This is a genomic window from Moraxella nonliquefaciens (assembly GCF_001679005.1).
Taxonomy (GTDB): domain Bacteria; phylum Pseudomonadota; class Gammaproteobacteria; order Pseudomonadales; family Moraxellaceae; genus Moraxella; species Moraxella nonliquefaciens.
In genome coordinates this window covers 15942-41890 of sequence record NZ_LXTW01000004.1, presented here as the reverse complement: position 1 = coordinate 41890, position 25949 = coordinate 15942, and the positions used below count along the sequence as shown (strand labels likewise).

At 42.7% G+C, this 25949-nt stretch carries 40 protein-coding genes; 9 read left to right on the top strand and 31 right to left on the bottom strand.

Translation table 11 applies throughout. The annotated features are described in order from the left end of the window. Window positions 1–15 precede the first annotated feature (15 nt). The 26 genes from rpsD to rpsJ all read right to left on the bottom strand — a co-directional run bounded on the left by rpsD (window position 16) and on the right by rpsJ (window position 12381). Window positions 16–657 (bottom strand): 30S ribosomal protein S4, encoded by a 642-nt coding sequence (rpsD, locus tag A7456_RS03070; protein ID WP_066885032.1) that lies wholly within the window; start codon window positions 655–657, stop codon window positions 16–18. Window positions 658–668: 11 nt separating this feature from the next. Next, window positions 669–1061, bottom strand: a complete 393-nt coding sequence (gene rpsK / locus A7456_RS03065; RefSeq protein ID WP_003656963.1) for a 30S ribosomal protein S11 — start codon at window positions 1059–1061, stop codon at window positions 669–671. A gap of 20 nt (window positions 1062–1081) precedes the next feature. Further along, window positions 1082–1438 carry a 30S ribosomal protein S13 gene (gene rpsM, locus A7456_RS03060; protein WP_066885036.1) on the bottom strand — a complete coding sequence of 119 codons (357 nt, stop codon included), beginning with the start codon at window positions 1436–1438 and terminating at the stop codon, window positions 1082–1084. 129 nt (window positions 1439–1567) lie between these two features. Beyond that, window positions 1568–1684 (bottom strand): 50S ribosomal protein L36, encoded by a 117-nt coding sequence (gene rpmJ, locus A7456_RS03055; protein ID WP_066885039.1) that lies wholly within the window; start codon window positions 1682–1684, stop codon window positions 1568–1570. A 14-nt stretch (window positions 1685–1698) separates the two neighbouring features. Beyond that, the gene (gene secY / locus A7456_RS03050; protein WP_067007471.1) at window positions 1699–3024 is read right to left on the bottom strand and encodes a preprotein translocase subunit SecY; all 1326 of its coding nucleotides are present in this window, start codon (window positions 3022–3024) and stop codon (window positions 1699–1701) included. A 3-nt stretch (window positions 3025–3027) separates the two neighbouring features. Beyond that, window positions 3028–3468 carry a 50S ribosomal protein L15 gene (rplO, locus tag A7456_RS03045; protein WP_066885045.1) on the bottom strand — a complete coding sequence of 147 codons (441 nt, stop codon included), beginning with the start codon at window positions 3466–3468 and terminating at the stop codon, window positions 3028–3030. Then, the gene (gene rpmD, locus A7456_RS03040) at window positions 3468–3647 is read right to left on the bottom strand and encodes a 50S ribosomal protein L30 (protein ID WP_062498703.1); all 180 of its coding nucleotides are present in this window, start codon (window positions 3645–3647) and stop codon (window positions 3468–3470) included. Before rpmD ends, rplO begins: the two co-directional genes overlap by 1 nt. A 15-nt stretch (window positions 3648–3662) precedes the next feature. Then, window positions 3663–4160, bottom strand: a complete 498-nt coding sequence (rpsE, locus tag A7456_RS03035; RefSeq protein ID WP_066885052.1) for a 30S ribosomal protein S5 — start codon at window positions 4158–4160, stop codon at window positions 3663–3665. Window positions 4161–4162: 2 nt separating this feature from the next. Beyond that, complete coding sequence (rplR, locus tag A7456_RS03030) at window positions 4163–4513, bottom strand: 50S ribosomal protein L18 (RefSeq protein WP_066885056.1); 351 nt, start codon at window positions 4511–4513, stop codon at window positions 4163–4165. Between the two features lie 15 nt (window positions 4514–4528). Next, a complete protein-coding gene (gene rplF / locus A7456_RS03025; RefSeq protein ID WP_066885059.1) occupies window positions 4529–5062 on the bottom strand; it encodes a 50S ribosomal protein L6 in 534 nt (177 codons plus the stop codon). A 185-nt stretch (window positions 5063–5247) separates the two neighbouring features. Beyond that, window positions 5248–5646 carry a 30S ribosomal protein S8 gene (rpsH, locus tag A7456_RS03020; RefSeq protein WP_066885062.1) on the bottom strand — a complete coding sequence of 133 codons (399 nt, stop codon included), beginning with the start codon at window positions 5644–5646 and terminating at the stop codon, window positions 5248–5250. An 11-nt stretch (window positions 5647–5657) separates the two neighbouring features. Beyond that, the gene (rpsN, locus tag A7456_RS03015) at window positions 5658–5963 is read right to left on the bottom strand and encodes a 30S ribosomal protein S14 (RefSeq protein WP_066885065.1); all 306 of its coding nucleotides are present in this window, start codon (window positions 5961–5963) and stop codon (window positions 5658–5660) included. A gap of 10 nt (window positions 5964–5973) precedes the next feature. Then, entirely contained in the window at window positions 5974–6510 is a 537-nt protein-coding gene (gene rplE / locus A7456_RS03010) for a 50S ribosomal protein L5 (protein ID WP_067007468.1), read from the bottom strand. Window positions 6511–6530: 20 nt separating this feature from the next. Then, window positions 6531–6848: a 50S ribosomal protein L24 gene (rplX, locus tag A7456_RS03005; RefSeq protein ID WP_066885071.1), complete on the bottom strand. Its 318-nt coding sequence runs from the start codon at window positions 6846–6848 to the stop codon at window positions 6531–6533. 18 nt (window positions 6849–6866) lie between these two features. Continuing rightward, window positions 6867–7235, bottom strand: coding sequence for a 50S ribosomal protein L14 (gene rplN / locus A7456_RS03000; protein WP_066885074.1), 369 nt, complete (start codon window positions 7233–7235; stop codon window positions 6867–6869). Window positions 7236–7366: 131 nt separating this feature from the next. Further along, on the bottom strand, window positions 7367–7639 hold the full coding sequence (gene rpsQ / locus A7456_RS02995) for a 30S ribosomal protein S17 (protein ID WP_066885077.1): 273 nt from the start codon (window positions 7637–7639) through the stop codon (window positions 7367–7369). Then, window positions 7636–7833 carry a 50S ribosomal protein L29 gene (gene rpmC, locus A7456_RS02990; protein ID WP_029102636.1) on the bottom strand — a complete coding sequence of 66 codons (198 nt, stop codon included), beginning with the start codon at window positions 7831–7833 and terminating at the stop codon, window positions 7636–7638. The genes rpsQ and rpmC overlap by 4 nt, the downstream gene beginning before the upstream one ends. Continuing rightward, on the bottom strand, window positions 7833–8246 hold the full coding sequence (rplP, locus tag A7456_RS02985) for a 50S ribosomal protein L16 (protein ID WP_029102635.1): 414 nt from the start codon (window positions 8244–8246) through the stop codon (window positions 7833–7835). The genes rpmC and rplP overlap by 1 nt, the downstream gene beginning before the upstream one ends. A gap of 3 nt (window positions 8247–8249) precedes the next feature. Continuing rightward, entirely contained in the window at window positions 8250–8975 is a 726-nt protein-coding gene (gene rpsC / locus A7456_RS02980) for a 30S ribosomal protein S3 (RefSeq protein ID WP_066885081.1), read from the bottom strand. 2 nt (window positions 8976–8977) lie between these two features. Then, the gene (gene rplV / locus A7456_RS02975; RefSeq protein ID WP_049166824.1) at window positions 8978–9307 is read right to left on the bottom strand and encodes a 50S ribosomal protein L22; all 330 of its coding nucleotides are present in this window, start codon (window positions 9305–9307) and stop codon (window positions 8978–8980) included. 9 nt (window positions 9308–9316) lie between these two features. Beyond that, window positions 9317–9592, bottom strand: coding sequence for a 30S ribosomal protein S19 (gene rpsS / locus A7456_RS02970; RefSeq protein ID WP_003656984.1), 276 nt, complete (start codon window positions 9590–9592; stop codon window positions 9317–9319). A 12-nt stretch (window positions 9593–9604) separates the two neighbouring features. Next, window positions 9605–10432, bottom strand: coding sequence for a 50S ribosomal protein L2 (rplB, locus tag A7456_RS02965; protein ID WP_066885084.1), 828 nt, complete (start codon window positions 10430–10432; stop codon window positions 9605–9607). A 10-nt stretch (window positions 10433–10442) separates the two neighbouring features. After that, window positions 10443–10772 carry a 50S ribosomal protein L23 gene (gene rplW / locus A7456_RS02960; protein ID WP_066885087.1) on the bottom strand — a complete coding sequence of 110 codons (330 nt, stop codon included), beginning with the start codon at window positions 10770–10772 and terminating at the stop codon, window positions 10443–10445. Continuing rightward, entirely contained in the window at window positions 10769–11371 is a 603-nt protein-coding gene (gene rplD / locus A7456_RS02955; protein ID WP_067007466.1) for a 50S ribosomal protein L4, read from the bottom strand. Before rplD ends, rplW begins: the two co-directional genes overlap by 4 nt. Before the next feature lie 14 nt (window positions 11372–11385). Continuing rightward, a complete protein-coding gene (gene rplC / locus A7456_RS02950) occupies window positions 11386–12024 on the bottom strand; it encodes a 50S ribosomal protein L3 (protein ID WP_067007464.1) in 639 nt (212 codons plus the stop codon). 45 nt (window positions 12025–12069) lie between these two features. Continuing rightward, window positions 12070–12381 carry a 30S ribosomal protein S10 gene (rpsJ, locus tag A7456_RS02945; RefSeq protein WP_003656991.1) on the bottom strand — a complete coding sequence of 104 codons (312 nt, stop codon included), beginning with the start codon at window positions 12379–12381 and terminating at the stop codon, window positions 12070–12072. A 125-nt stretch (window positions 12382–12506) separates the two neighbouring features. On the opposite strand from rpsJ, the gene A7456_RS11335 reads away from it, so the two are divergent. After that, on the top strand, window positions 12507–12677 hold the full coding sequence (locus A7456_RS11335) for a hypothetical protein (RefSeq protein ID WP_158512465.1): 171 nt from the start codon (window positions 12507–12509) through the stop codon (window positions 12675–12677). Window positions 12678–12881: 204 nt separating this feature from the next. On the opposite strand, the gene A7456_RS02935 is transcribed toward A7456_RS11335, so the two are convergent. The 5 genes from A7456_RS02935 to A7456_RS02915 all read right to left on the bottom strand — a co-directional run bounded on the left by A7456_RS02935 (window position 12882) and on the right by A7456_RS02915 (window position 17747). After that, window positions 12882–14453, bottom strand: coding sequence for an Rne/Rng family ribonuclease (locus tag A7456_RS02935; RefSeq protein WP_067007461.1), 1572 nt, complete (start codon window positions 14451–14453; stop codon window positions 12882–12884). Between the two features lie 83 nt (window positions 14454–14536). Further along, window positions 14537–15181 (bottom strand): Maf family protein, encoded by a 645-nt coding sequence (locus tag A7456_RS02930; protein WP_067007458.1) that lies wholly within the window; start codon window positions 15179–15181, stop codon window positions 14537–14539. Next, window positions 15181–15669: a rod shape-determining protein MreD gene (gene mreD, locus A7456_RS02925; protein WP_066885107.1), complete on the bottom strand. Its 489-nt coding sequence runs from the start codon at window positions 15667–15669 to the stop codon at window positions 15181–15183. The genes A7456_RS02930 and mreD overlap by 1 nt, the downstream gene beginning before the upstream one ends. A gap of 18 nt (window positions 15670–15687) precedes the next feature. Continuing rightward, window positions 15688–16554: a rod shape-determining protein MreC gene (gene mreC, locus A7456_RS02920; protein WP_066885110.1), complete on the bottom strand. Its 867-nt coding sequence runs from the start codon at window positions 16552–16554 to the stop codon at window positions 15688–15690. A 161-nt stretch (window positions 16555–16715) separates the two neighbouring features. Beyond that, a complete protein-coding gene (locus A7456_RS02915) occupies window positions 16716–17747 on the bottom strand; it encodes a rod shape-determining protein (protein ID WP_066885113.1) in 1032 nt (343 codons plus the stop codon). 346 nt (window positions 17748–18093) lie between these two features. On the opposite strand from A7456_RS02915, the gene gatC reads away from it, so the two are divergent. The 8 genes from gatC (at window position 18094) to A7456_RS02880 (ending at window position 25928) form a co-directional block, all read left to right on the top strand. Next, complete coding sequence (gene gatC, locus A7456_RS02910) at window positions 18094–18381, top strand: Asp-tRNA(Asn)/Glu-tRNA(Gln) amidotransferase subunit GatC (RefSeq protein ID WP_003663160.1); 288 nt, start codon at window positions 18094–18096, stop codon at window positions 18379–18381. 93 nt (window positions 18382–18474) lie between these two features. Further along, complete coding sequence (gene gatA, locus A7456_RS02905) at window positions 18475–19950, top strand: Asp-tRNA(Asn)/Glu-tRNA(Gln) amidotransferase subunit GatA (protein ID WP_067007456.1); 1476 nt, start codon at window positions 18475–18477, stop codon at window positions 19948–19950. A gap of 139 nt (window positions 19951–20089) precedes the next feature. Then, window positions 20090–20593, top strand: a complete 504-nt coding sequence (locus tag A7456_RS02900; RefSeq protein WP_067007453.1) for a GNAT family N-acetyltransferase — start codon at window positions 20090–20092, stop codon at window positions 20591–20593. A 2-nt stretch (window positions 20594–20595) separates the two neighbouring features. Then, complete coding sequence (locus A7456_RS02895; RefSeq protein ID WP_067007450.1) at window positions 20596–20832, top strand: hypothetical protein; 237 nt, start codon at window positions 20596–20598, stop codon at window positions 20830–20832. After that, window positions 20829–20990: a type II toxin-antitoxin system VapC family toxin gene (locus tag A7456_RS11695; RefSeq protein ID WP_227713273.1), complete on the top strand. Its 162-nt coding sequence runs from the start codon at window positions 20829–20831 to the stop codon at window positions 20988–20990. The genes A7456_RS02895 and A7456_RS11695 overlap by 4 nt, the downstream gene beginning before the upstream one ends. Before the next feature lie 11 nt (window positions 20991–21001). Then, entirely contained in the window at window positions 21002–21223 is a 222-nt protein-coding gene (locus tag A7456_RS02890; RefSeq protein ID WP_265091085.1) for a type II toxin-antitoxin system VapC family toxin, read from the top strand. A 15-nt stretch (window positions 21224–21238) separates the two neighbouring features. Further along, the gene (gene gatB, locus A7456_RS02885) at window positions 21239–22708 is read left to right on the top strand and encodes an Asp-tRNA(Asn)/Glu-tRNA(Gln) amidotransferase subunit GatB (RefSeq protein WP_067007447.1); all 1470 of its coding nucleotides are present in this window, start codon (window positions 21239–21241) and stop codon (window positions 22706–22708) included. A 358-nt stretch (window positions 22709–23066) separates the two neighbouring features. Next, window positions 23067–25928 carry a TonB-dependent receptor plug domain-containing protein gene (locus A7456_RS02880; RefSeq protein WP_067007500.1) on the top strand — a complete coding sequence of 954 codons (2862 nt, stop codon included), beginning with the start codon at window positions 23067–23069 and terminating at the stop codon, window positions 25926–25928. Window positions 25929–25949: the final 21 nt, after the last annotated feature.

The window sequence follows — 25949 nt, the reverse complement described above, 5'->3', positions numbered from 1 at the left end:
CTCGATCAGTTCGGATTATTTAGAATATAGTTCTACAATCAAGCTTTCGTTAATTTCAGCAGGTAGGTCACTGCGATCTGGTGCAGTTTTAAACGTACCCTGTAATTTGCTATGATCAACTTCTAGCCACTCTGGAATGCCACGTTGAGTCGCAAGTTCTACCGCATTTTTAATACGAAGTTGCTCTTTTGACTTTTCGTGTACAGCAATCACATCACCATCCTGAACTTGAATTGATGGAATGTTCACACGAACAAATTCATCACGATCTGCTTTTTTTAGCAAGATTGAACGGTGACTGACGAGTTGGCGTGCTTCTGCACGAGTAGCACCAAAGCCCATGCGATAAACGACATTATCTAAACGACGTTCTAGCATACTAAGTAGATTTTCACCAGTAGCGCCACGCATACGAGCGGCTTCTTTATAGTAGTTTGAGAATTGGCGTTCAAGCACACCATACATACGTTTTACTTTTTGTTTTTCACGAAGTTGTAGAGCGTATTCAGAGGCTTTATTTTGACCATTACCATGTTGACCAGGCACACGACCTGATTTTTTTGTCTTAACATCGTAAGGTTTTACACCTGATTTTAATTGCAGGTCAGTACCTTCACGGCGAGACAATTTTAATTTTGGACCAATATAACGGGCCATGAGTTATCTCCTTAAACGCGACGTTTCTTAGGTGGGCGACAGCCGTTGTGTGGAATTGGAGTTACATCACTAATGCTGTTAATTTTATAACCCAATGCACCTAATGCACGAACCGCAGACTCACGACCTGGTCCTGGACCTTTCACCAAGACATCAACATTCTTAACACCATAGGTTTCTTGTGCTGTTTTACCAGCAACCTCAGCTGCAACCTGAGCTGCAAATGGTGTTGATTTACGTGAACCACGGAAGCCTTGCCCACCTGAGGTGGCCCAAGCCAATGCATTACCTTGACGGTCAGTAATGGTTACAATGGTGTTATTAAAAGACGCATGGATATGGGCGATACCTTCAGATACCGAACGACGTGCCACTTTTTTGCGGCTACGAGTGTCTTTTGCCATCTTTTAGCTTCCTAAATTAGTTACTTTTTAATTGCTTTGCGAGGACCTTTACGGGTACGCGCGTTAGTTTTAGTGCGTTGACCACGAACTGGAAGACCACGGCGGTGACGAAGACCACGGTAGCAACCCAAATCGACTAAACGCTTGATGTTCATTGAAATTTCGCGACGAAGGTCACCTTCGGTAGCGTAATTTGCAACTTCTGCACGAACAGCATCCAGTTGTGAATCATCTAACTGACCAATCTTGGTAGTCTCGCCAATACCTACGGTTGCCAAGATTTTCTTAGCGGTAGTGCGACCAATACCAAAAATGTAAGTTAGCGAAATCACAGCGTGTTTGTTGTCCGGAATGTTTACACCGGCAATACGAGCCATTGATTTCTCTCCGTTAGCACAAATGCTAAAACATTTGCTATTTTACTCTACTGCTATTCTAAATAGCAGCATGGCAAGTGGTGAATAATACATTATCCACTACAAAATTGCAAGTATTAATTTGTAAAATTAACCTTGACGTTGTTTATGACGTGGCTCCGAACTGCAAATAACCAATACTTTACCTTTACGGCGTACGATTTTACAACCACCACAGATTTTTTTTACAGATGCTTGAACTTTCATATTTACTCCTAGTGTCATTTAGACTGGATTAATGTTTGATCATGATATTGATGAGTCATCAGATGTGCCTGTATTTGTGCGATAAAGTCCATAAGTACAACAACCATAATCAATAAAGATGCACCACCTAACTGAAAAGGCACACCAAATGAGGTTTGCACAACCATTGGCATTAGACAAATAATTGCCATATACATCGCACCAATAAATGTTAGGCGATTTAGGACAAAATCCAAATATCGTTTTGTTTGCTGTCCTGGACGAATACCAGGAATATAAGCACCACTGCGTTTTAAATTTTCCGCCACTTCACCTGGATTAAACATCAGTGCCGTATAAAAATAACAGAAAAAGATGATTAACACACCAAACAGTAATAGATATAAAGGACTGCCTGGTTGTAAAACAAGTGAAATATTTTGCATGATATTTTGCAGTGTACTTGGATTCGCTGAAGAACCTGCCCATTGCCCCAGGCTTGCAGGCAGTAGTAGTAATGAACTGGCAAAAATCGCTGGAATCACACCTGCCATGTTAAGTTTTAACGGTAAATGTGATTGTTGCTGGGCATAAACTTTACGCCCTTCTTGCTGTTTTTGAGCATAATTAACAGGCACACGGCGTTGAGCACGTTCGATATATACAATACCAGCCGTCACCGCCAAACCCAATAAAGCAAAGATAAACACAACCATTAAATTCATGTCTTGGCTAAACACACCTGCAATCATGCTAGGAGTGCTTGATATGATACTGGCAAAAATAAGCATGGATATACCATTACCTATGCCGCGCTCGGTAATTTGCTCACCAAGCCACATCAAAAACATCGCTCCTGCAACCAATGAAGTTACCGCAGGAATCATGAAAGTCAAACCAGAACTTAATGTCAGACCGCCAGCAACAAGACCTGCTGACATACCCACTGCCTGTACAAATGCCAAAGCAAGCGTGCCTTGTCTTGTGTATTTATTCAAAATGCGTCGTCCAGATTCACCTTCTTTTTTTAAGGCATCAAGCGAAGGTAGCACAGCTGACATCATCTGCACCACAATAGATGCTGAAATATAAGGCATAATACCTAGTGCCATAATAGACATACGCTCCAAAGCACCTCCTGAAAACATGTTAAACATGCCCAAAAAGGTATTCTGACTACCATCAAAAAACTGAGCAAGACGAATAGGATTCATGCCCGGTACAGGAATGTGCGAACCTAAACGATAGACAACCAACGCTCCAAGCAAAAATAGCATACGATGCCATAGCTCATCATACTTACGAATAAAAGCTAATGGATTTAATGGAATGCCTGACTTAGGCGTTGATTGCTTAGACATGGATTATTCCTCGATGCTACCGCCAGCAGCAACGATGGCTTCTTTTGCACCTTTAGTAACTTTTACGCCTTTAAAAGTTAAAGCACGACCAATCTCGCCTGATAGGATAATACGAGCACGTTTCATATCACCACGAATGATATTGGCAGCTTTTAGCGTTTCAAGTGTTACCTCGTTGCCTTTAATTTTATTAAGCTCTGACAAACGCACTTCGGCAGTTGTTAATGCTAGCTGGCTGGTAAAGCCAAATTTTGGCAAACGACGATAGATGGGCATTTGACCGCCTTCAAAGCCTGCTGGAATGCTTGAGCCTGAACGTGAAGTTTGACCCTTGACACCACGGCCACCAGTCTTACCTAGACCTGAACCGATACCACGGCCACGACGTTGAGCAGTTTTTTTTGCACCCACTGCTGGGGCAAGTTCATTCAAACGAAGACCCATTACGCTTCCTCCACTTTAACCATGTAATGTACACGATTTACCATGCCACGAGTAGATGGTGTATCTTCTACTTCTACAGTATGACCAATGCGACGTAGTCCCAAACCCTTTAAACAAGCCTTATGACTTGCCAAACGGTGTGAGCTAGACTTAGTTTGAGTAATTTTCATTGTTTTCATAACACTCACCTATTCTTAGCCCAAAATTTCTTCAACAGATTTGCCACGTTTGGCAGCAACTTGCTCTGGTGAAACCATATCACGTAAACCTTTGAAGGTTGCTTGTACAACGTTGGCTGCATTGGTAGAACCATAGCATTTTGCCAATACGTCCTGAACACCAGCAACTTCTAGTACAGCACGCATTGCACCACCAGCAATAACACCAGTACCCTCTGATGCAGGTTGCATGTATACTTTTGATGCACCATGACGAGCATTAATAGGATGTTGAAGTGTTGTGCCATCAAGTTCAACGGTAATCATATTACGCTTAGCAGCTTCTAGTGCTTTTTGAATGGCAGCAGGTACTTCACGAGCCTTACCACGACCAAAACCTACACGACCATTACCGTCGCCAACCACTGTCAATGCAGTAAAAGAAAAGATACGACCACCTTTTACAACTTTTGCCACACGGTCAACGGCAACCAATTTTTCTACCAAACCGTCAGTTTGTTCAACTTTTGCCATGATTAGAACTCCAATCCGTTTTCACGAGCAGCGTCAGCTAATGCTTTAACACGGCCATGATATTTAAAACCACTACGATCAAATGCAACCTTAGTGATACCCACAGCTTTTGCACGCTCTGCAATTAATGCACCCACAGCTTTTGCTGCTTCAATATTGCCAGTTGCACCTGAGCGTAGAGTTGAATCAAGAGTTGATGCTTGAGCCAACACTACACCACCTGTTGGAGCGATAATCTGAGCGTAGATATGACGTGGCGTGCGAGTAACGGTCAAACGGTCAGCACCTAATTGACGAATATGGGCACGGGTTTTTTTTGCTCGACGAAGACGAGCTGATTTTTTATCCAACATGTTTGCTCACCTTACTTATTTTTTCTTAGCTTCTTTACGAAGAACCACTTCATCGCTATAACGAACACCTTTACCCTTATAAGGCTCTGGCGGACGGAAACTGCGAATCTTAGCTGCTGCTTGACCTAATTTTTGCTTATCGTTTGATTTTAGAACGATTTCAGTTTGGCTTGGGCTTTCAGCAGTTACGCCTTCAGGAAGATTGTAAGCAATCGGATGAGAGAAACCTAAGTTAAGATTTACCACATTGCCAGCAGCTTGGGCACGGTAACCAACACCGATAAGTTGCAAACGACGTTCAAAACCTTCACTCACACCTTGAACCATGTTATTCAATAATGCACGCACAGTACCTGTGTGCATCCACGCTTCTTTGGTGTCTTTGACGGGGGCAAGAGTAACCACGTTATCTTCTTGTTTTAGCTCGACCAAATCATGCAGGTGCAAAGACAAAGAACCATTCTTGCCTTTAACTTCAACCTGCTGACCGTTCAAAGTAACGCTGGTACCCTCAGGTAGCGTTACTGGGGCTTTAGCCACACGAGACATAGGAATTTCCTTTAATGATAAAAACAACCACCAATGACTGATGGCAACGAATACTAACCAAATTTCAATACCTACTCAATATCTAAATTGGTTAAAAAGCAGGGTATTATAACACAAAAAACCCTTAGAGTAAACTAAGGATTTTTATTTCTTCATATTAAAATATCAAATGATGAATAAAGTAATTAAGCCACCAAAGCGATAACCTCACCACCGATACCAGCGGCACGGGCGGCACGGTCACTCATAATACCTTTACTGGTAGAAATAATGGCAACACCCAAACCTTTTTGAACGCTTGGTAATTCATCTTTGCCACGATATTGACGCAGACCAGGACGGCTATAACGCTTGATTTCAGCGATGACGCCCCTACCTTGATGGTATTTTAGTTCAATATTTAGGACTTTTTTATTATTTTCACCATCAACAACATTAGCAGAGGTTAAATAGCCTTCAGCAACTAATAAATCAGCAATGGATTTACGTAGTTTAGAAGCAGGCATTTCTACACTTGGCTTATTTCTTGATTGTGCGTTGCGAATGCGGGTTAGCATATCAGCAACTGGATCTTGCATACTCATTGCGATACTCCTTACCAACTGGCTTTACGAACGCCAGGTACATCACCTTGCATTACACGTTCACGTAATTTATTACGTGATAGACCAAATTTACGGAAATAGCCGTGTGGACGACCAGTTAAGCCACAGCGATTACGCAAACGAACTGGTGATGAATTACGTGGTAATGCTTGTAGAGCAAGCATTGCGTTTAAACGCTCTTCATCACTGGCATTTACATCACTGATGACCGCTTTTAGCTGTGCACGCTTTTCAGCATACTTAGCAACTGTTTTTTCGCGTTTTAATTCGCGGTTAATCATGCTTTTTTTAGCCATAACGTTTACCTTATCTAAATGGGAAACCGAATGCTTTTAGCAATGCACGACCTTGATCGTCATTAGCAGCAGTCGTTGTGATGGTGATATCAAGACCACGAATACGGTCAATTTTATCAAAATCAACCTCAGGGAAAACGATTTGTTCTTTGATACCTAATGAATAATTACCACGACCATCAAATGCCTTCGCAGAAAAACCACGGAAGTCACGAATACGAGGAATTGCAATGGCAATTAAGCGGTCTAAGAATTCGTACATTTGTTCGCCACGTAAAGTAACTTTGCAACCAATCGGCCACTCTTCACGAATTTTAAACCCTGCCACTGATTTGCGTGCTTTGGTAATCACTGGTCTTTGACCAGCAATGACAGTCATGTCTGCCAAAGCACCTTCAAGTAGTTTTTTATCTTGTGCTGCACCACCAACACCCATATTTAGAGTGATTTTGGTGATTTTGGGCACTTGCATAACATTTTCTAAGCCAAGCTCATCTTTGATTTGTTGCTTTAGCTTATCATTGTATAAAGATTTTAATCTTGCCATTACTATATACCCTTAGTTTTTTATGCAGTCGCCACTACTTCACCAGTAGAACGATAGATGCGGACTTTTTTGCCCTCTTCGTTTATTTGGTAAGCAATACGATCTGCTTTTTGGGTTGCTGCGTTATAAATTGCAACGTTTGAAATGTGTAGAAATGCTTCTTGCTTAACGATGCCACCTTCTTTACCCAGCATTTGATTGGGTTTTTGGTGTTTGGTTACAATGTTAATGCCTTCAACTTTTACACGGTCTGCTTTCACCGCCAAAATTGTGCCTTGCTTGCCTTTATCTTTGCCAGCAATCACAACCACGGTATCGCCTTTGCGTAACTTTGCCATAGGATAGCCTCTAAAAGTTTACAGTACTTCTGGTGCCAGTGAAACAATTTTCATAAATTGTTCACTACGTAATTCACGGGTAACAGGTCCAAAAATACGCGTTGCGATAGGAGCTTTGTTATTGTTTAGAATAACTGCCGCATTATCGTCAAAACGTAACACAGAACCGTCTGGACGACGTACGCCTTTTTTAGTACGTACAACGACCGCATTCATCACATCGCCTTTTTTAACACGACCACGAGGAATGGCTTCTTTTACTGTTACCTTAATAATATCGCCAACTGATGCGTAACGACGATGCGAGCCACCCAGTACTTTAATGCACTGTACACGTCTTGCACCACTGTTATCTGCAACTTCCAGCATTGTTTCAGTCTGAATCATCGCATTACTCCATAAATAATAATACAATAAAAGCCATTCGCTCAAATTTATGCTATTTTACACAAATTTGGTAGATGAATCCCTAAAAAGACATTCATTATACTAGCAAATGACCTTTAATGCAAATAACTTTAAATTTTCACCGCAGTTTCAACCACGTCTACCAAAGTCCAGTTTTTGGTTTTTGAGATAGGACGTGTTTCTTTGATGCGTACGATATCACCTTCTTGACAAACATTATTTTCATCATGAGCTTTTAGCTTGGTAGAACGACGAACTTGCTTGCCATACATTGGGTGACGAATTTGGCGTTCAACAAGGACAGTGATAGACTTATCCATTTTGTTGCTGATAACTTTACCAGTCACAACACCGACTTCTTGAGTTTGGTTATTCTCGCTCATGCATCGCCTCTTTGTTTTTCGTTAAGCAAAGTCAAGATTTTTGCAATCGTACGACGATTTGCCTTAACTTCGTGAGTGTTACCTAACTGACCTGTTGCTTTTGCCATGCGTAAGCGAAATGCATCAAGTTGCTTTTCGTCAAGCAATGTAGCCAGCTCTTCTACTGATTTTTCACGTAATTCGCTTGTTTTCATTACATTACCGTCCGTTTAACAATGGTGGTTTTGAAAGGCAGCTTAGCAGAAGCCAGTGTTAGAGCTTCACGTGCAAGCTCTTCACTAACACCTTGGATTTCATAAAGCATTTTGCCTGGTTTGATTTCAGCTACCCAGTACTCAACAGGCCCCTTACCTTTACCCATACGAACTTCTAATGGTTTTTCGGTAATTGGCTTGTCTGGGAAAACACGAATCCAAATTTTACCACCACGCTTAATACGACGAGTAATAGTACGGCGAGCTGCCTCGATTTGACGAGCAGTCATGCGACCACGACCGATAGATTTTAGACCAATTTCACCAAATGCAACGGTGTTACCACGTTGAGCAAGGCCTGTGTTACGACCTTTATGCATTTTGCGGAATTTGGTACGTTTTGGTTGTAACATGGTTTACCCCTTGTCTGAATTACGACGGTTGCTGGTACGACCACGGCGTTTTGGTGCACGAGTCTTTTCTTCTGTAGCTGGATTATAAACGCTATTCATACCATCTAGAATTTCACCACGGAAAATCCAAACCTTCACACCGATGGTGCCGTAAGTAGTCTCTGCACGAACTTCTGCATAATCAATATCAGCACGCAACGTGTGCAATGGAACACGACCTTCACGATACCACTCGGTACGAGCAATCTCAGCACCGCCCAAACGACCTGAAAGTTCAACTTTGATACCACCAGCACCAGCACGCATACTGTTTTGAACAGCACGTTTCATCGCACGACGAAACATCACACGACCTTCAAGTTGTCTGGCGATACCAACAGCAACCAAACGTGCATCCAAATCAGGTTGAGTAATCTCTTGGATATTTACCTGAGCTGGAACACCCATTAACTTAGTTAAGTCTTTTTGAAGTGCTTCAATATCAGCACCTTGCTTGCCAATAATCACACCAGGGCGTGCTGAGTGAATGGTAATTTTACCAGCACCCGTAGGGCGTTCAATGATTATATTACTCACCATGGCTTCTTTTAACTTGTTGCGTAGAAAATCACGCACTTTGAAGTCGTTTAGCAAGTATTCAGAGTATTGTTTTGGATTTGCGTACCAATTAGCATTGTGCTTTTTGATAACGCCCAAACGAATACCAATTGGATGTACTTTTTGACCCATGATTATTCCCCTACTTTAACAGTGATATGACAAGTGCGTTTGCTGATACGATCAGCACGACCCTTGGCACGGGGCATGATACGCTTTAAGGTAATACCTTCATCAACATAAATGGTTGTGACACGCAATGTATCAATGTCTAAACCATTATTATGTTCAGCATTAGCAATGGCTGAATCAAGGCATTTCTTAACCAGTTTAGCACCTTTTTTATTACTAAACGTTAGAATGTCCAAAGCGCGCTCAATTGGCTTACCACGAACTTCGTCCGCAACCAATCTTACTTTCTGTGCCGAAATGGCGGCACCACGTAATTTTGCAGTTACTTCCATGGTAGCACCTTATCTTTTAGATTTCTTATCAACGCCATGACCACGATAAGAACGGGTCGGGGCGAATTCACCGAGTTTATGACCAACCATCTGCTCACTTACAATAACTGGCACATGAGTGCGACCGTTATGAACTGAGATGGTTAGACCCACCATTTGAGGTAGAATCATCGAGCGACGTGACCAAGTTTTGATCGGTTTACGGCTGTTGCTTTCTAGAGCATTCTCAACCTTAGCAAACAAATGCGCATCGATAAATGGACCTTTTTTCAATGAACGAGGCATGAAATTTTTCCTTTATTTCTTGGTACGACGGCGACGGATAATCATACTGTCAGTACGCTTGTTAGAACGAGTCTTAAGACCCTTAGCTTTCTGACCCCATGGGCTGGTTGGGTGTTTACCGAAGTTACGACCCTCACCACCGCCGTGTGGGTGGTCAATTGGGTTCATCGCTGTACCACGAACGGTAGGACGAACACCACGCCAGCGTGCTGCACCTGCTTTACCTAGTGATTTTAGGTTATTTTCAGTATTAGACACTTCACCAATAACCGCACGGCAATTAGCATGAATACGACGTGTCTCACCTGAACGCAACCGCACGATGACATAAGCACCATCACGACCCAATAACTGAACCGCTGCACCAGCAGAGCGAGCAATTTGAGCACCTTTGCCAATTTTAAGTTCAATATTATGAATTACTGTACCAACAGGGATATTTTTCAATGGTAAACAGTTGCCTGGACGGATGGGAGAACCTTCGCCAGATTGAACCTGATCGCCAACGCTCAATTTCTTAGGTGCAATAATGTAACGACGCTCACCATCTGCATATTTTAATAAAGCAATATGTGCTGTACGGTTAGGATCATATTCAATACGCTCAACAACAGCCAGAATACCATCTTTATTGCGTTTAAAATCAATCAAGCGATAATTTTGCTTATGACCACCACCGATATGGCGGGTAGTGATACGACCATTATTATTACGACCGCCAGTTTTTGCCTTTGATTCAACAAGAGGTGCATAAGGACGACCTTTATAAAGGTGTGGATGCACAACTTTTTCAACAAAGCGGCGACCTGGTGAGGTTGGTTTTGCTTTTACGATAGGCATTTTTTATTCCTTATTCGTTAGTCGCTGTTTCGCCAGTGGCTTCTTCACCAGCACCGATTTGTACGTCTGAACCTGTTTTTAGTGTTACATACGCTTTTTTAACGTCAGAACGCTTGCCAACAACACGACCAAAACGCTTGGTTTTACCTTTGGTATTTAGTGTGTTTACTTTGACAACTTCAACGCCTTCAAACATCAACTCAACAGCTTGTTTGATTTCACGCTTGGTTGCACTACTGTCCACCTTAAAAACCTGAACATTTAAGCTATCACCCAAACGTTGAGATTTTTCGGAAAAAACAGGGGCTTTTAGTACTTGATATAATCTTGCGTTACTCATGCTAGTGTCTCCTCAAATTGCTTGGCGGCTTCAATCGTCATGATAACTTTATCAAAAGAAACCAAGCTTACCGGATCAACTTCACGAGTACCCAATACATTCACATGTGGAATGTTACGAGCTGCTAAGTATAGATTCTCATCAACTTCATGAGTAACAATCAATGCACGTGGTGCATTCAGTTCTACCAGCTTAGCGATAAGCTCTTTGGTTTTTGGTGCTGATACAGCGATGTCATCAACCAAAACCAAACGTTCTTGACGAACCAATTCCGCCAAAATGCACTGCATGGCACCACGATACATTTTGCGGTTTACTTTTTGAGACCAGTCTTGTGGTTTGGCAGCAAATGCACGACCACCGCCAACCCAAATTGGACCACGGATAGAGCCTGCACGAGCACGACCAGTACCTTTTTGACGCCATGGTTTTTTACCACCACCAGATACCTCACCACGAGTTTTTTGTGCACGAGTACCTTGGCGAGCACCAGCTAGGTAAGCAGTTACGACTTGGTGTACTAAGGCTTCATTGAACTCACGACCAAATGTAGTCTCTGACAGTTCAACCGCCACACCTGTAACAGTTTTTAAATTCACGTTAATCCCCTCAACTAGGCTTTGACTGACGGACGTACGATAACATCGCCACCATTAGCACCAGGTAAGGCACCTTTGATGACCAGTACACCTTTTTCGGTATCAATAGACACAATTTCAAGGCCTTGAACAGTAACACGTTTGTTACCCATCTGACCTGGCATTTTTTTGCCTTTAAATACACGACCTGGTGTTTGGTTCTGACCTGTAGAACCAAGTACACGATGCGACACAGAGTTACCGTGTGTTGCGTCCTGAGTTCGGAAATTATGGCGTTTTACACCACCTTGGAAGCCTTTACCTTTGGATTGACCAGTCACATCAACCAGCTGACCAACTTCAAATAAATCTACCAAAATGTCGCCGCCAACTTCACGACCTTCAAGTTCGCTTGCATCAGCTCTAAATTCCCAAACATCACGACCAGCAGCAACGCCAGCTTTTGCGAAGTGTCCTTTTTGTGCAGCAGTCACACGACTTTCACGACGTTCACCTGTGGTGATCTGAATTGCATCATAGCCGTCAGTGTCTACTGTCTTGATTTGTGAGATACGGTTTGCGTTAACCTCAACCACTGTAACAGGAATAGATGCACCTGCCTGAGTGAATATTCGGGTCATACCACGCTTAATACCGACTAAACCAATCGCCATTTTTAGACCTCTTACTTATAATCGTTTATATTTAACCAGTTGTTCTTAGCCCAGGGCGATTTGAACATCAACACCAGCCGCCAAATCTAACTTCATCAATGCATCTACTGTTTTGTCAGTAGGTTGAACGATGTCAATCATACGTTTATGGGTGCGAATTTCATACTGGTCACGAGCGTCTTTGTTGACGTGTGGTGATGTCAATACGTTGAACCGCTCAATACGAGTCGGCAAGGGAACAGGACCACAAACTTGTGCACCTGTACGCTTTGCGGTATCGACAATCTCTTGTGCCGACTGGTCAATCAGACGATGGTCGAAAGATTTTAGTCGGATACGGATTCTCTGGTTAGCCATGCCAACAAGCTCCTAAATTAAGTGCTTTATAAAACTTCTATCACTTGGATTTCAGTCATGTTATTTTGATAAATTTTGTCCTAGAACCGCTTCGGACAAAATAATACAATCCCTGTCCGCCAAACATGAATACTGGCAACAGAGCTGTTGTTTATAGTGCCAAAATCGATGCTTTGGCTGTGGCGTTGATTCGCTTTGGGGCAAACCCTACTCACTACTTGCAAAATATCCAAAGATACTTATCATCAAATAAGTCATCAGATAATTACTCATCTAAGCCAGTCAACCAGCAATGATTGACTTCTTAAACGCAACGCTAAACAAGAAAAGTGTATCCATTATACACGAAAAATCAGATAAAGCAAGAACAATACTTGATTTTGTGGCAAAAAATTCGTTAAATTTGCTTGTTTTTATCTTAAAATTCATCAAATTTACAAAACATTACGATTTTAATGGGTTGATTTATTTTTAGATAATTCGTTTACAAAAATTCGTTATTATTCTACCAAAATCACGTACTGCTCTTGATGATAAGTTGTGTTTATGGATAGATGAATGGATGAATTTGTTATTTTTTGTAAATTGGACAAATCTTGATGTGATGACAAATGGTCTGCCACTGCCTGATTAACCTGTATCGTTACGTTGGGCTTTTTAAAAGAAGTATTACTTGCCAGCTGACTCATAAGCGACCTTAGAATCTCAAACGCCACTGTCTGCAAACTTTTTATCCTGCCTGTACCATGACAGGTTGGGCAAGACACACACAATTCATCAGATAAGCTTAGGCGTGTGCGTTTGCGGGTCATCTCAATCAATCCCAGCTTGCTAATTTGAGTGATGTTGGTTGTAGCAGAGTCTGACTTTAATGCTTGGGCAAGCATATCTGGTACCATTTGACGATGGGTCGGTTCATCCATGTCAATAAAATCTAAGATGATAATACCGCTAATATTACGTACTTTTAACTCACGAGCGATGGCAGTGACCGCTTCTTTGTTGGTCTCATAAGCCACATTCATGCTTGCTTTTGACTGTGAATTTGTCTTGCTCTGCCCCACAAATGAGCCTGTATTAACATCAATGGTTGTCATCGCTTCGGTATGCTCAATGATAAGATAACCACCAGATGGCAACGGACAACGTCTCAACAAAGCATCTGCTAACTGGGTCTCAATATTAGGCACAGACAGATGGTATTTATCAGGCACAGATTGTGCAAACAGTGGGGTGGTTGGCTTGTCATGATGATAAATGGCGGAGGCAATGGATGGCATAAATGTATGGCTGGCACGAAGCATTTGCTGATAAGTGGTTTTATCATCAATCCACACACTTTTAATATCATCAGTGATGATATCACGAAGGGCACGCTCTGCTAAGGGTAGCTCTTGGTAAAGTAAGGCATGCTTGGCTTTTTGTAGGCTTGCCTGTGTGCGTGCTTGACTGATGTCCGCCCATAACATACACAGATGGTCAAGCTCCGCCTGCATACACTCGCCCATCTTCACCAATGTCTCATCATCAAATGCCTGCTTGCACGTACTACGAGCGATGACACCTCCTACCAGCGATGTTCGGTCAAGTAGAGCCATCAAGTGGGCTTTTAGCTTATTGCGATGAGCCTTAACACCGATGCGAGTAGACACACCAACTGACTGTGGCGATGTGGGCAGATAAACCAAATATCGTCCTGCCAATGCAACGTGCATGGTTACACGTACCCCTTTGGTGCTAATCTCATCTTTGGTAACCTGAACAACAATGCGTTCGCCAACTTTTGGAAAAAGCCTAAGGTCAAGTTTGGACTGTGTGGAATGCTCATCTTGTCTTTGATGAATTGATGGCATGATGTCACTTTGAGATAAAAATGCCGAACGTTCACGCCCAATATCAATGAATACCGACCCCATGGCAGGCAGTACCCGTATCACTGTCCCCAAATAAATGTTCCCTACCAAACTGCGTGTTTGTGTCCGCTCAATAAATACCTCATCAATCCTGCCATCATCAGTAATGACAAGTCGGGTCTCAAAGGCTGTGGCGTTGATTAGGGCATGTTTTGACATAAAAGACGATGTGGTCAGATAAATAAATTAGGGCAAGTTGATTGGGGTGTGTCTGCCTTTGGGTGTTAGTGGTTTGGGAAAATTTAAAAATGGTCTGTGCTGTGATGATGAGTCCATTTATCACCATGGTTATCACCAAAAAGCCAATATTTGCTTATACATTCATCAATGAGTTGTGCTGTTTGAGCAAGGGGTAAGCCCACCACATTGGTATAACTGCCATTAATGGTTCGCACCCATGCCATCGCACCGCCTTGAATGGCATAAGCTCCTGCTTTATCGGTTGGTTCTGCCGTTGTCCAGTATTGCTCTTTTTGATGTTCGGTGAGTTTAATAAATGTCACTTCGGTTGTAACTTTGATAACTTTTTGAAAGATGATTTTTCCATCTTTAACCACACTAGCGCACACCGCCGTCCAGATTTCATGCGTGTTATCGGATAATTTATTCCACATGGCAAAAGCGTGAGCCTTATCGGTAGGTTTGGTCAAAATCTCATCATCTACCACACCGATGGTATCTGCTGTAATCACAACCGCCATCTGTACGTCTGCACACGCTACGCACGCCTTAGCACTAACCATCCTCATGATGTAGTCGTGTGGACTTTCATTGGTATAAAATCGCTCATCAATATCCACCGACTTGACCGTAAAGGGGGTGTATAAATGTGTCAATAACTCACGCCGTCTGGGCGATGTGGATGCCAAAATAAGCGGTATGTTCATCAGTAGGCACGCTCTTTTAGTTGACGATTTATCCAGTATAGCGGATACCACATCATCGGAAACAGAACAATGCTACTGATAAGCGACCCCACACCTGTCCACACAAACTGAGCATGAGAAAATCCCTGCAATATCCACAGTGATGCCTGATAAATACTCAAACCAATCGCCCCCAATATCCACGCCTGCGACAAAGACAGCTCTTTGGTATACAAAAGCAACACTCTGATGATAAACGCCATGAGCACCGCACCAAATGCCTGATGTCCCAAATGCGTACCCAAGAGCAAATCTGAAACCAATCCCACCAAAAACACTGCCCACACGCCCATCATGGGCGAGCGATACATTACCCAAAAGACAAGTACCATCGCCAAAAACATGGGGCGAATACCTGCCATATCATACCCCAAAGGATAGACATTGAACATGGACGCCACCACAAAACTGATGATGATACCAATGATTAAAAAAGCTTTTGAGTTCATGAGTAGGCTGTGTAAGTCCTATATGGCACGATGAGCTGTTGTATTTTTGGAATCAAACCTGTCTTTGGGTTGTAAAATCAGCACATAACTGCTGTTTAGAAAATTGGCAGCGGGATTGACACGAATGTCAGCAAAATTATCGGTACGTGTTGTATCAATATCCAAAACCTCCCCCACTTTATAGCCAGCAGGAAAACGTTCACCCAGCCCTGATGAGATAAGCTCATCACCCACTTTGACATCAGCGGTCTTAAAGATGTAATCTAGGCTCAAACTGTCAGGTTCACCTCCACCTGAAACCATCGCACGCTGTCCTGTACGTGCCACCACGACCGCCACCGATTGCTGTTCATCTGTAATAAGTAGCAGACGTGATGTATTTGGGTAGGCATTTAATACCTGTCCGATGATACCATGCTCATCGATGACCGTCTGTCCGATTTGCACGCCGTCATTGGTGCCTTTGTTAAGCACCACTACTTGTTTTAGGGGGTTAGAATCAGTACCAATAATGCGTGCTAAAAGCAGATGATGTTCACCAGACTGTGTGGTACTAAGCACACCTTTTAGGCGAGCATTTTGGGCAAATAGATAATCTTGGGTTTGAAGCTTGGCACGAGCTTGGAGCAGTTCTGTTTGCAATCGGATATTCTCACGACGCAAGGCTTCTTTGGTATAGATGGCATGACTGGCGTATTCCATGGCATAAGACGGCCCTAGGGATGCTTGATAGATGGGTTGCATGGAGGCATGACTTAGGCGACGAATACCATCAAACCATTGGGGGTTTTTGCTGTCAAGAAGCATCAAAATCAAGGCAAGCACCAAAAATACAATCGTCATGCGTGCAAATACAGGTTTTTGTGAGAATATGCTTGGAAGCATCGCCAGACCTTTATGTGTACATTAATGAAAAAATCTGCGTTTAAGAATCGGATGACCATTTTCATGCCAAAATAGACCGAAATGGGTAGAGCATACCGCCCTTTACAACACAAAATATAACACAAAAAATGGTGAATAAACACCGCTCATTATTGTATGATTTAGACAAAAATCATTGACAGCGACTTATCATGAATAAAATCAAGTGCCTTGCCACCGCCACGAGACACACAGGTTAAAGGGTCTTCGGCAACGAATACAGGCAGTCCTGTTTCTTTTGAGACAAGTTTATCTAAATTACGCAGTAACGCTCCCCCTCCTGTGAGTACCACACCATGTTCAGCAATGTCTGATGATAGTTCAGGTGGGGTCTGCTCCAAGGCAAGTTTGACCGCATATACAATACCAGAGACAGGCTCAGCCAACGCTTCTTGGATTTCTTTGGAATTGACGGTAAAAGTCTTTGGCACACCCTCTGCCATTGAACGTCCACGCACTTCAACCTCTAAATTTTCTTTGTCATCAAAAACGGCCGTACCCACTTCTTTTTTGATGCGTTCGGCGGTCGTCTCGCCAATAAAGCAGCCATGCGTTTTTTTGACATGGTTAATAATGGCATCATCAAATTTATCACCGCCAATGGTAATAGAGTCTGAATATACACAGCCTGACAGTGAGATTACAGCAATCTCAGTTGTGCCACCACCGATGTCCACCACCATAGAACCACTTGCTTCATGTACAGGTAGTCCTGCTCCAATCGCTGCTGCCATTGGCTCTTCTAGGATATGCACGCTATTGGCCCCTGCCGAACGTACCGCTTCTTCAATGGCACGTCGCTCTACCAAAGTGGATTTACATGGCACACACACAACCACGTTCGGATCTGCCAAAAAGCGTTTGACTTTAACCTTTTTAATAAAATGCTTTAACATCTGCTGTGTGACCTCAAAATCAGCAATCACACCGTCTTTTAATGGGCGAATGGCAGTGATATTGTCAGGGGTACGCCCCAGCATCTGTTTGGCATCGATACCTACCGCTGCTACCGTTTGGTTTTGGGTGCGGTTAGAACGCAATGCCACCACTGTTGGTTCATCAAGCACAATGCCCTTACCAGGAGCATAAATCAAGGTATTGGCAGTACCTAAGTCAATGGCAATGTTGGTAGATAAAAATCCCAGCAGGTTCATAACGCATAATTCCAAAAAAATAAGACTGGCAAAACATCTCTTAGCTTAATCAATGAAAAATGATTAAAAATCAGACAAATGCCAATATGGTTAAAATTGTGGTAAATTATACCGATTTACAACAAAAAAATCATGATGATTTATGAAAAAATTAACCTAATTTGCAAGAAATTTTTGCAAACTGGTTTAATTTTGCCAATTTTAAACCAAAGTTACCAAAATTTACCAATAATTAAGGTAAATGTAATAATATATCAGAATATATTTGTATGAAATTTAATTTTTTGAAATTACTAAGTTTGTGATAAAATGAACCAAAAAATTCACTGTTATTTTAGGAGCATTCATGACCATCACCACCGAAGACATTTTGGACTGTGCAAATTTATCACGCCTTGCTCTTGATGAAAAAACCGCCCAAAACTATGCAGGCAATTTGGATAAAATCCTAGCCATGATGGACATATTAGATGGCGTAAACACTGATAATATCAAGCCTTTGGCAAATATCCACGAAGCTTGTAATGAGCTGCGTGCCGACATTGCCAATTCTGACATTGACCGAGACGGTTTTCAAGCGGTTGCCCCTATGGTGCAAGATGGGTTGTATTTGGTGCCACAGGTGATTGAATAACAAGGCATGGTCTAAAAAATGGCAGTATGTGTTTAGACCCCATCTGGATTTAACATTCAAATAAAACAAAATTCAACATAAAAAAGGCATTTTATGACAGATTTACACCACCTATCCGTCCATGAATTAGCAGACGGTCTAAAAAACAAACAATTTAGCAGCCATGAACTGGTAGAGCATTTTGCCAATCGCATTAACCGCTTAGATGGTCAAATCAACAGTTTCATCACCAAAGATTTTGACAACGCCCTAGCCCAAGCCAAACTTGCCGATAAACTGCGTGCAAAAGGTGACAACCGTCCACTTTTGGGCGTACCAATGGCTCATAAAGACAACCTATGTACCAAAGGGGTTTTGACCACTGCTGGCTCAAAAATGCTCTACAACTTCATCTCGCCTTATGATGCAACGGTCGTTGATAGCATCGCAAACAGTGGCTTTGTGAGTCTTGGCAAACTTAACATGGACGAATTTGCCATGGGTTCGGACAACGAAAGTTCATACTTTGGGGCAGTGCATAACCCTTGGGATGTCCAGCGTGTGCCAGGTGGGTCGTCAGGAGGTTCAGCGGCGGCGGTGGCGGCAGGTTTTGTGCCTGTGGCAACAGGCTCAGATACAGGCGGTTCTATTCGCCAGCCTGCCAGTTTTTGTGGCATCACAGGCATCAAGCCCACTTATGGGCGTGTGTCTCGCTATGGCATGATTGCTTATGCTTCAAGCCTTGACCAAGCGGGCACTTTTGGCAAATCTGCCCTAGACTGTGCCTACCTGCTCGCCCCAATGACAGGGCATGACCCCAAAGACGCCACATCCATCAATCGCCCCAGTGAGGATTATGTGGCGGACATTTTGGCAACAGCCACAGACGGCAAACCTTTGACAGGCAAAAAAATCGGTGTGGCAAAAGCGTATTTTGGAGCAGGGCTTGATGATGAAGTAGAAAAATCCATTCGTGCTGCCCTAGCCACATATGAAGAGCTGGGGGCAAAAATTGTAGAAGTGGACATTACCGACCCTGCCATCACACTTGCCACCTATTATCTGCTCGCCCCCGCTGAGGCCAGCTCAAACCTATCTCGCTATGATGGCGTGCGTTTTGGTTATCGCTGTGAAAATCCCAAAGACTTACACGACTTATACACTCGCAGCCGCTCTGATGGCTTTGGCGAAGAAGTGCAACGCCGTATTATCATGGGTACTTATGCCCTATCGGCAGGGTATTTTGACGCTTATTATACCAAAGCTCAAAAGGTACGCCGTCTTATCGTGGACGACTTTAAAAAGGCATTTGAAAAATGCGACATCATCGCCAGTCCCACCGCCCCAACGGCTGCTTATAAACTGGGTGAAAGCCTTGACCCTGCCAGTATTTACCTTGGCGATGTCTACACCATTGGTGTGAACTTGGCAGGTCTGCCCGCCCTATCGCACCCTGTGGGACAAGCAAACGGCTTACCTGTGGGCTTACAGCTCATCGGCAAACACTGGGCGGAAAGTGAGCTATTGACAACCGCTCATATTTATCAGGCAAATACCAAATTTCATCAGGATACGCCAAATTTGGGCTAAGATGAGATTGTCGTATCAATCACTGGGTAAGTCGTAGGGTGCCGTTCCACGCACCTTTTAATAAAGGGTATGTTGGTGCGTCATACGCGCCCTGCCACCAATCCACGATTTATCCGACAATTTCATTAAAGAACAACCCATGACTGTGATTATTTGCCGTACCGAACAAAAACACGCAGAAGGCGTACAAAAGCTCTATACCAATCAAAGCGTATATAGTCAAACTTTGCACTTACCCAGTCAATCGGTAGACAATTGGAAAAAGTGGCTTGGCAATATCCCAGAACACGCTCATTCATTTGTGGCGGTCGTTTGTGATAATGACACAGAACACGTTGTTGGCAATATCGCCCTACGCACCGAAACCAACCCCAGAAGACGGCATATTGGCAATTTTGTGATTGCTGTAAGCGAAAGTCATCAAGGGCAAGGCGTGGGCAGTCAGCTGATACAGACGATTTTGGATTTGACGGATAATTGGCTGAATTTGAAGCGAGTGGAATTAACTGTTTATACCGACAACAAAAAAGCCATTGCCCTTTATCAAAAATTTGGGTTTGTCATTGAAGGCGAGCATCAAAAATTTGCATTTAGAAATGGCGAATTTGTCAATGCTTATACGATGGCGAGAATTAAGGAGTAATCATGCAAACTGTTACTTTACAATTTGATGATGTTTATTATCAAGAGTTAATTAACCAAGTCGGTAAGGATAATTTGGCGGAGTTTTTTCAAAAAATTTCCGAGCCTTATTTTTTATTAAATAAAACAATGGATACGCCAATTTCACCAAACAATCGCCCTTACCGTTTGGGTGCATTATCCCATATTAAAGTGCCTGATAATTTTGATGATATTGAAATCACGGATTTTGATGTATGAGATATTTATTAGACACGCACATTTTATTATGGGCATTGCAAAATAACCCCAAACTGAGCAAGCAAGCCAAAGACATTATTACCAATCCAAATAATGAATTATGGTTTAGTTCTGCCAGTTTTGGGAAGTTGCCATTAAACTTAGTAGCGGTAAAGTAAAAGATGATGAATTGATTGACCCTGATTTATTATATCAAACGCTTTTGCAAGAAAACTATCAAGAATTAACCATAAACGGCACACACAGCAGTGAAGTTGGGCGTTTGCCATTTATCCATAGAGACCCTTTTGATAGAATGCTCATCGCCCAAGCCAAAACCGAACGGTTCATCCTAATGACGGCTCATGATAAAATCAAGCAATATGATGATGTAACCATTTTAATGATTTAAATCCAAGGAAACCCTATGACCCAACAAGCCCCCCTAATTGACGGCTATGAAGTTGTGATTGGTATTGAAATCCACTGCCAATTAAACACTGACAGCAAAATCTTTTCAAACGCCCCCACCGCCTTTGGGCAAGAACCAAACACCCAAGCCACCATTGTGGATTTGGGCTTTCCTGGGGCGTTGCCTGTCTTAAATGCAGGCGTGATTGAGCGTGCCTTAAAATTTGGCATGGGTGTCAATGCCAAACTTGGCACTTATAACACTTTTGACCGCAAAAATTACTTTTATCCTGACCTGCCCAAAGGCTATCAAATCACGCAAATGGCAAATCCTATTGTGGGCGAGGGTTATATTGACATTTTGGTCAATGCAGGGCAAAAGGATGAATACACCAAACGCATTGGTATCACACGAGCTCACCTAGAAGAAGACGCTGGTAAATCGGTGCATGATGCTGTACCGCAGATGACGGGTGTGGATTTGAACCGTGCAGGCACCCCGCTCATTGAGATTGTCTCTGAACCTGACATGCGTTCGGTTGATGAGGCGGTTGCTTATGTCAAGACCATTCACGAACTGGTTACATGGCTGGGTATCAGTGATGCCATCATGGCAGAGGGTTCATTTCGGGCGGACATTAATGTGTCGGTACACAAGCCAAACACGCCCTTTGGTACTCGCTGTGAGCTTAAAAACCTAAACTCATTTCGCTTTATTCACCGTGCTATTAAGTCTGAGATTGAACGCCAAATTGATGTCATCGAAGACGGTGGCAAAGTCGTGCAAGCCACACGCCTATATGACCCTGAGCGTGATGAAACTCGTGCCATGCGTACCAAAGAAGAAGCCAACGATTACCGCTACTTTCCAGACCCTGACCTGTTGCCTGTCATCATATCAGATGAGACACTTGCCAAGGTGCGTGCCGATATGCCAGAGCTGCCAAGCGTACGCAAAGAGCGATTTGTGAGTGAATTTGGCTTGACCGCCTATGATGCCAATGTACTAAATGGCAGTCGTGAACTGTCGGATTATTTCTTGCAAGTACTTGATATCATTGGCAAAAATAACGCCAAAATCGCAGCCAACTGGGTCATGGGCGAGCTGTCAGGCTCACTGAACAAAAATGAACTGACCATTGACCAATCACCCATCAGTGCCAAGCGTTTGGCAGGGCTGATTGTGCGAATTTTGGATGATACCATCAGCGGTAAAATCGCCAAAGAGGTGTTTGGTCATCTGTGGGAGTCTGACAAAAGTGCTGATGAAATTATCAGCGAGCATGGACTAAAACAAGAGACCGACACAGGGGCAATTCAAGCCATCATCGCCGATGTGCTTGCCAATAACCAAACCATGGTGGATGAATACAGAGGCGGAAAAGAAAAAGCCTTTAATGGACTGGTCGGACAAGTGATGAAAGCAAGCCGTGGCAAGGCAAACCCCGCTCAGGTCAATGCGTTGTTAAAACAGATGATTAGCTAAGCACACGACTGTTTTATCTTAAAAAGCCAAGTCCTTATAAACCCAACCTTGTATGTTGGGTTTTGTTAATTTATGTCCCAATCTGTCCATGCCCAAACACCACCCATTTTTGATTTAAAATGGGTAATTGATTGCCATGCTTGAAAATTAAATGATAATGATGTATATTATCGCCTTTTACATTTTGACAAACTTTTTAACAAATTCTGCCTGCTTTTGTGATGATTGGTAATAAAAACAGGCACAATGTGATGGCGTTTGCCTTTGCCATTGTTAGGGCGTTTGCCATTGTTAAATTGTTAAATTGTTAAAATGATTAACACAGTCAGCAAAAGCGATGATGACAACAGGTAATACCATGAACCAAATTTTTCATTTGATGAGACAAACCAAGCATACAAATCACACCAAAAAGGCGCTAAAACTGAGCATGCTGTCCTTGTGTTTGCTACACATCACCCAAGCCGCCATGGCAGATGATGACCCCAAAGCTACAAAGACAACCGATTTTTCTGTCATCTTAGATGAGGTTGTTGTAACAGCGACCAACAGCACCAAAAAATCCCAAAAACCCTTTACCAAAGCATCAGCCACCAGCGTGCGAGAAAATGTATTTAATGCCAGTGAGAATGTTGATGCCATTGTGCGTAGTATGCCAGGGGCGTTCACTCAGCAGGATAAATCCTCTGGGCTGGTATCATTAAATGTGCGAGGTGATAGCGGATTTGGGCGTGCCAACAGCATGGTTGATGGTGTCACCCAAACCTTTTACAGCACCTCAACCGATGCTGGGCGTGGGGGTGGTACCTCACAGTTTGGTGCGGTGATTGACCAAAATTTCATTGCAGGCGTTGAATTAAACAAAGGCAGTTTTAATGGTAAAGGTGGTCTAAATACCTTAACAGGTTCGGCCAATTTTCGTACGCTAAATGCTGATGATGTGATTAAAGATGACAAAAATTTTGGCGTCATTGCCAAGGGTTTGACAGGTAAAAATGTGACGGATAAAAATTTTATGCTGGCAGCTGGCGGACGTGGGTGGCTTGATAATGGCAGTATCAGTGCTTTATATGCTTATAGCCACAAAGACATTAGCCAAAATTATAAAGTTGGCGGTGGTGGGACACACATTGGCAATGTTGGTGATGATTTGCTACTTAGTAAACAAAAACAAGTTTTTGCCAAAGAGCATGCACTCACTTACGATGAAGCCAGCCAGTCTTGGCAAAAAGATTTGACCAAATTAGATGAAGAAACAGGCAAGCCTTTATGGGACAGAAAATATCGATTTGGCGGTAAGTGCTATGGGCTGGGCTGTATTGATACAAAAGAAAAATTTGATGAATATGTTGCTGACAAACAGCAGCAGTGGCAAGAGCATGGTGCAAAAGAGTACAGCATCGCCCCCATTGATATCACCGCCTTAAACCAAACCTCAAAAAGCCATTTGGCAAAAATTAACTATAACAATGACACCAGCGATGTTGGTCTACAACTGCGTAAAATGGACACCACGATAGGCAGTCGCCGTATCAGCAATGATAATTATCAGCTTGATGTTGCTTACAATCCAAATGAGATCATTGATTTAAAAGTGTTGGCAGCCCATAATGTGGGCGTACAAAAATACCCCAAAGGTTCAACTTTTACAGGCTGGAAATTGGATAAAGATTTTGAAGCCAAAAACACTGCCAATCTTTTTGACCTGAACAACACTCACACCTTTAATTTGCCAAAGCAAATGGATTTGACCACAACCATTGGGCTTAACATATTGCATAATGAATATTCAAAAAATCGCTTCCCAGATGAGCTTGGGCTATTTTATACCAATGATTTATTATGTGGCGGCGGTTATGATGCCTGTGGTGGTCGTTTTCAGGGGACAAGCAGCACATTGCCAAAAAAATCGGTGATTGTACAGCCCTCAGGCAAACAGCGTTTTCATTCTATTTATTTGGACACATCATTACAAAAAGACAAATATCAGTTAGATTATAGCGTTAATGCCAGTCAGTACCGTTTTAGTGGTGAGCATGCCAGTTATTATAGTAGCCAAAAAGAGTTTAAAGATAAGTTTGGTGAAGATTCGCAAATTTATAAACAGCACTGCTCGCCAAGTTGTGATGTGTATGAGCCTTTGGTAACCACTTCTGGTAAAAAACACGCCATCAACCATTCTGTTACTTTAAGTGCCAAATATGACACAGGTTTTATGCCTTTTGTCAGCTTTGCACGCACGCACAGAATGCCCAACATTCAAGAAATGTTCTTTTCTCAAATTGGTGATGTTGGTGTCAATACCGCATTAAAACCAGAACAAGCCAATACATATCAGTTGGGTTTTAATGTTTTTAAGCACAATCTATTGACAGACAACGATACTTTGGGGCTAAAAGTATTGGGTTATGAAAGCCGTATCAACAATTACATTCATAATGTTTATGGCAAATGGTATGACACAAAAAATCCACCCAGTTGGGTTGCCAGTGGTGCATTAAAAGGCAATACCATACAACATCGCAACTGGCAAATGCCTGTGCATAAACAGGGCTTAGAGCTTGAAATAAACTATGATGCTGGGCGATATTTTACCAATTTGTCTTATGCCAGACAAAAGACCGACCAACCAACCAATTATAGCGATGCCAGCGAGTCCCCACTAAATAGCTCAAAAGAAGACCAATTAACACAAGGCTATGGGCTAAGCAAAGTGTCAATGTTGCCCAAAGATTATGGTCGTTTTGAGTTTGGTGTGCGTGCATTTGATAATAAACTCACCATGGGCAGTGCGGTGCGTTATTATGGACAAAGCCCACGAGCGACCATTGAACCCAGATACATTGATGGCACGCATGGCGGTAATACATCGCACTCAGATGATAAAGGCGCCCATGTCATCAAACAAATTGAGATGCTAAAAAGACAACCTTTGGTGCATGATTTTTATGTTGCTTATGAGCCGATAAAAGATTTGGTGATGCGTCTTGATGTGCAAAATGCGTTTGATAAACTGTATATTGACCCCTTAGATGCCAACAATGATGCCGCCACTCAGCGTTATTATCATTCATATTATAATGATGCCGATGAAGGTGCACCTTGTGCGGCGGGGCAGTTGTGTAAGCCTGATGCAAAATACGGCGGTACTACTCGCTCGGTATTGACCAATTTTGCCAAAGGGCGTTCTTTATTATTTTCAATGACTTATAAGTGGTAGTTGTTTGATTGATGAGTAAGC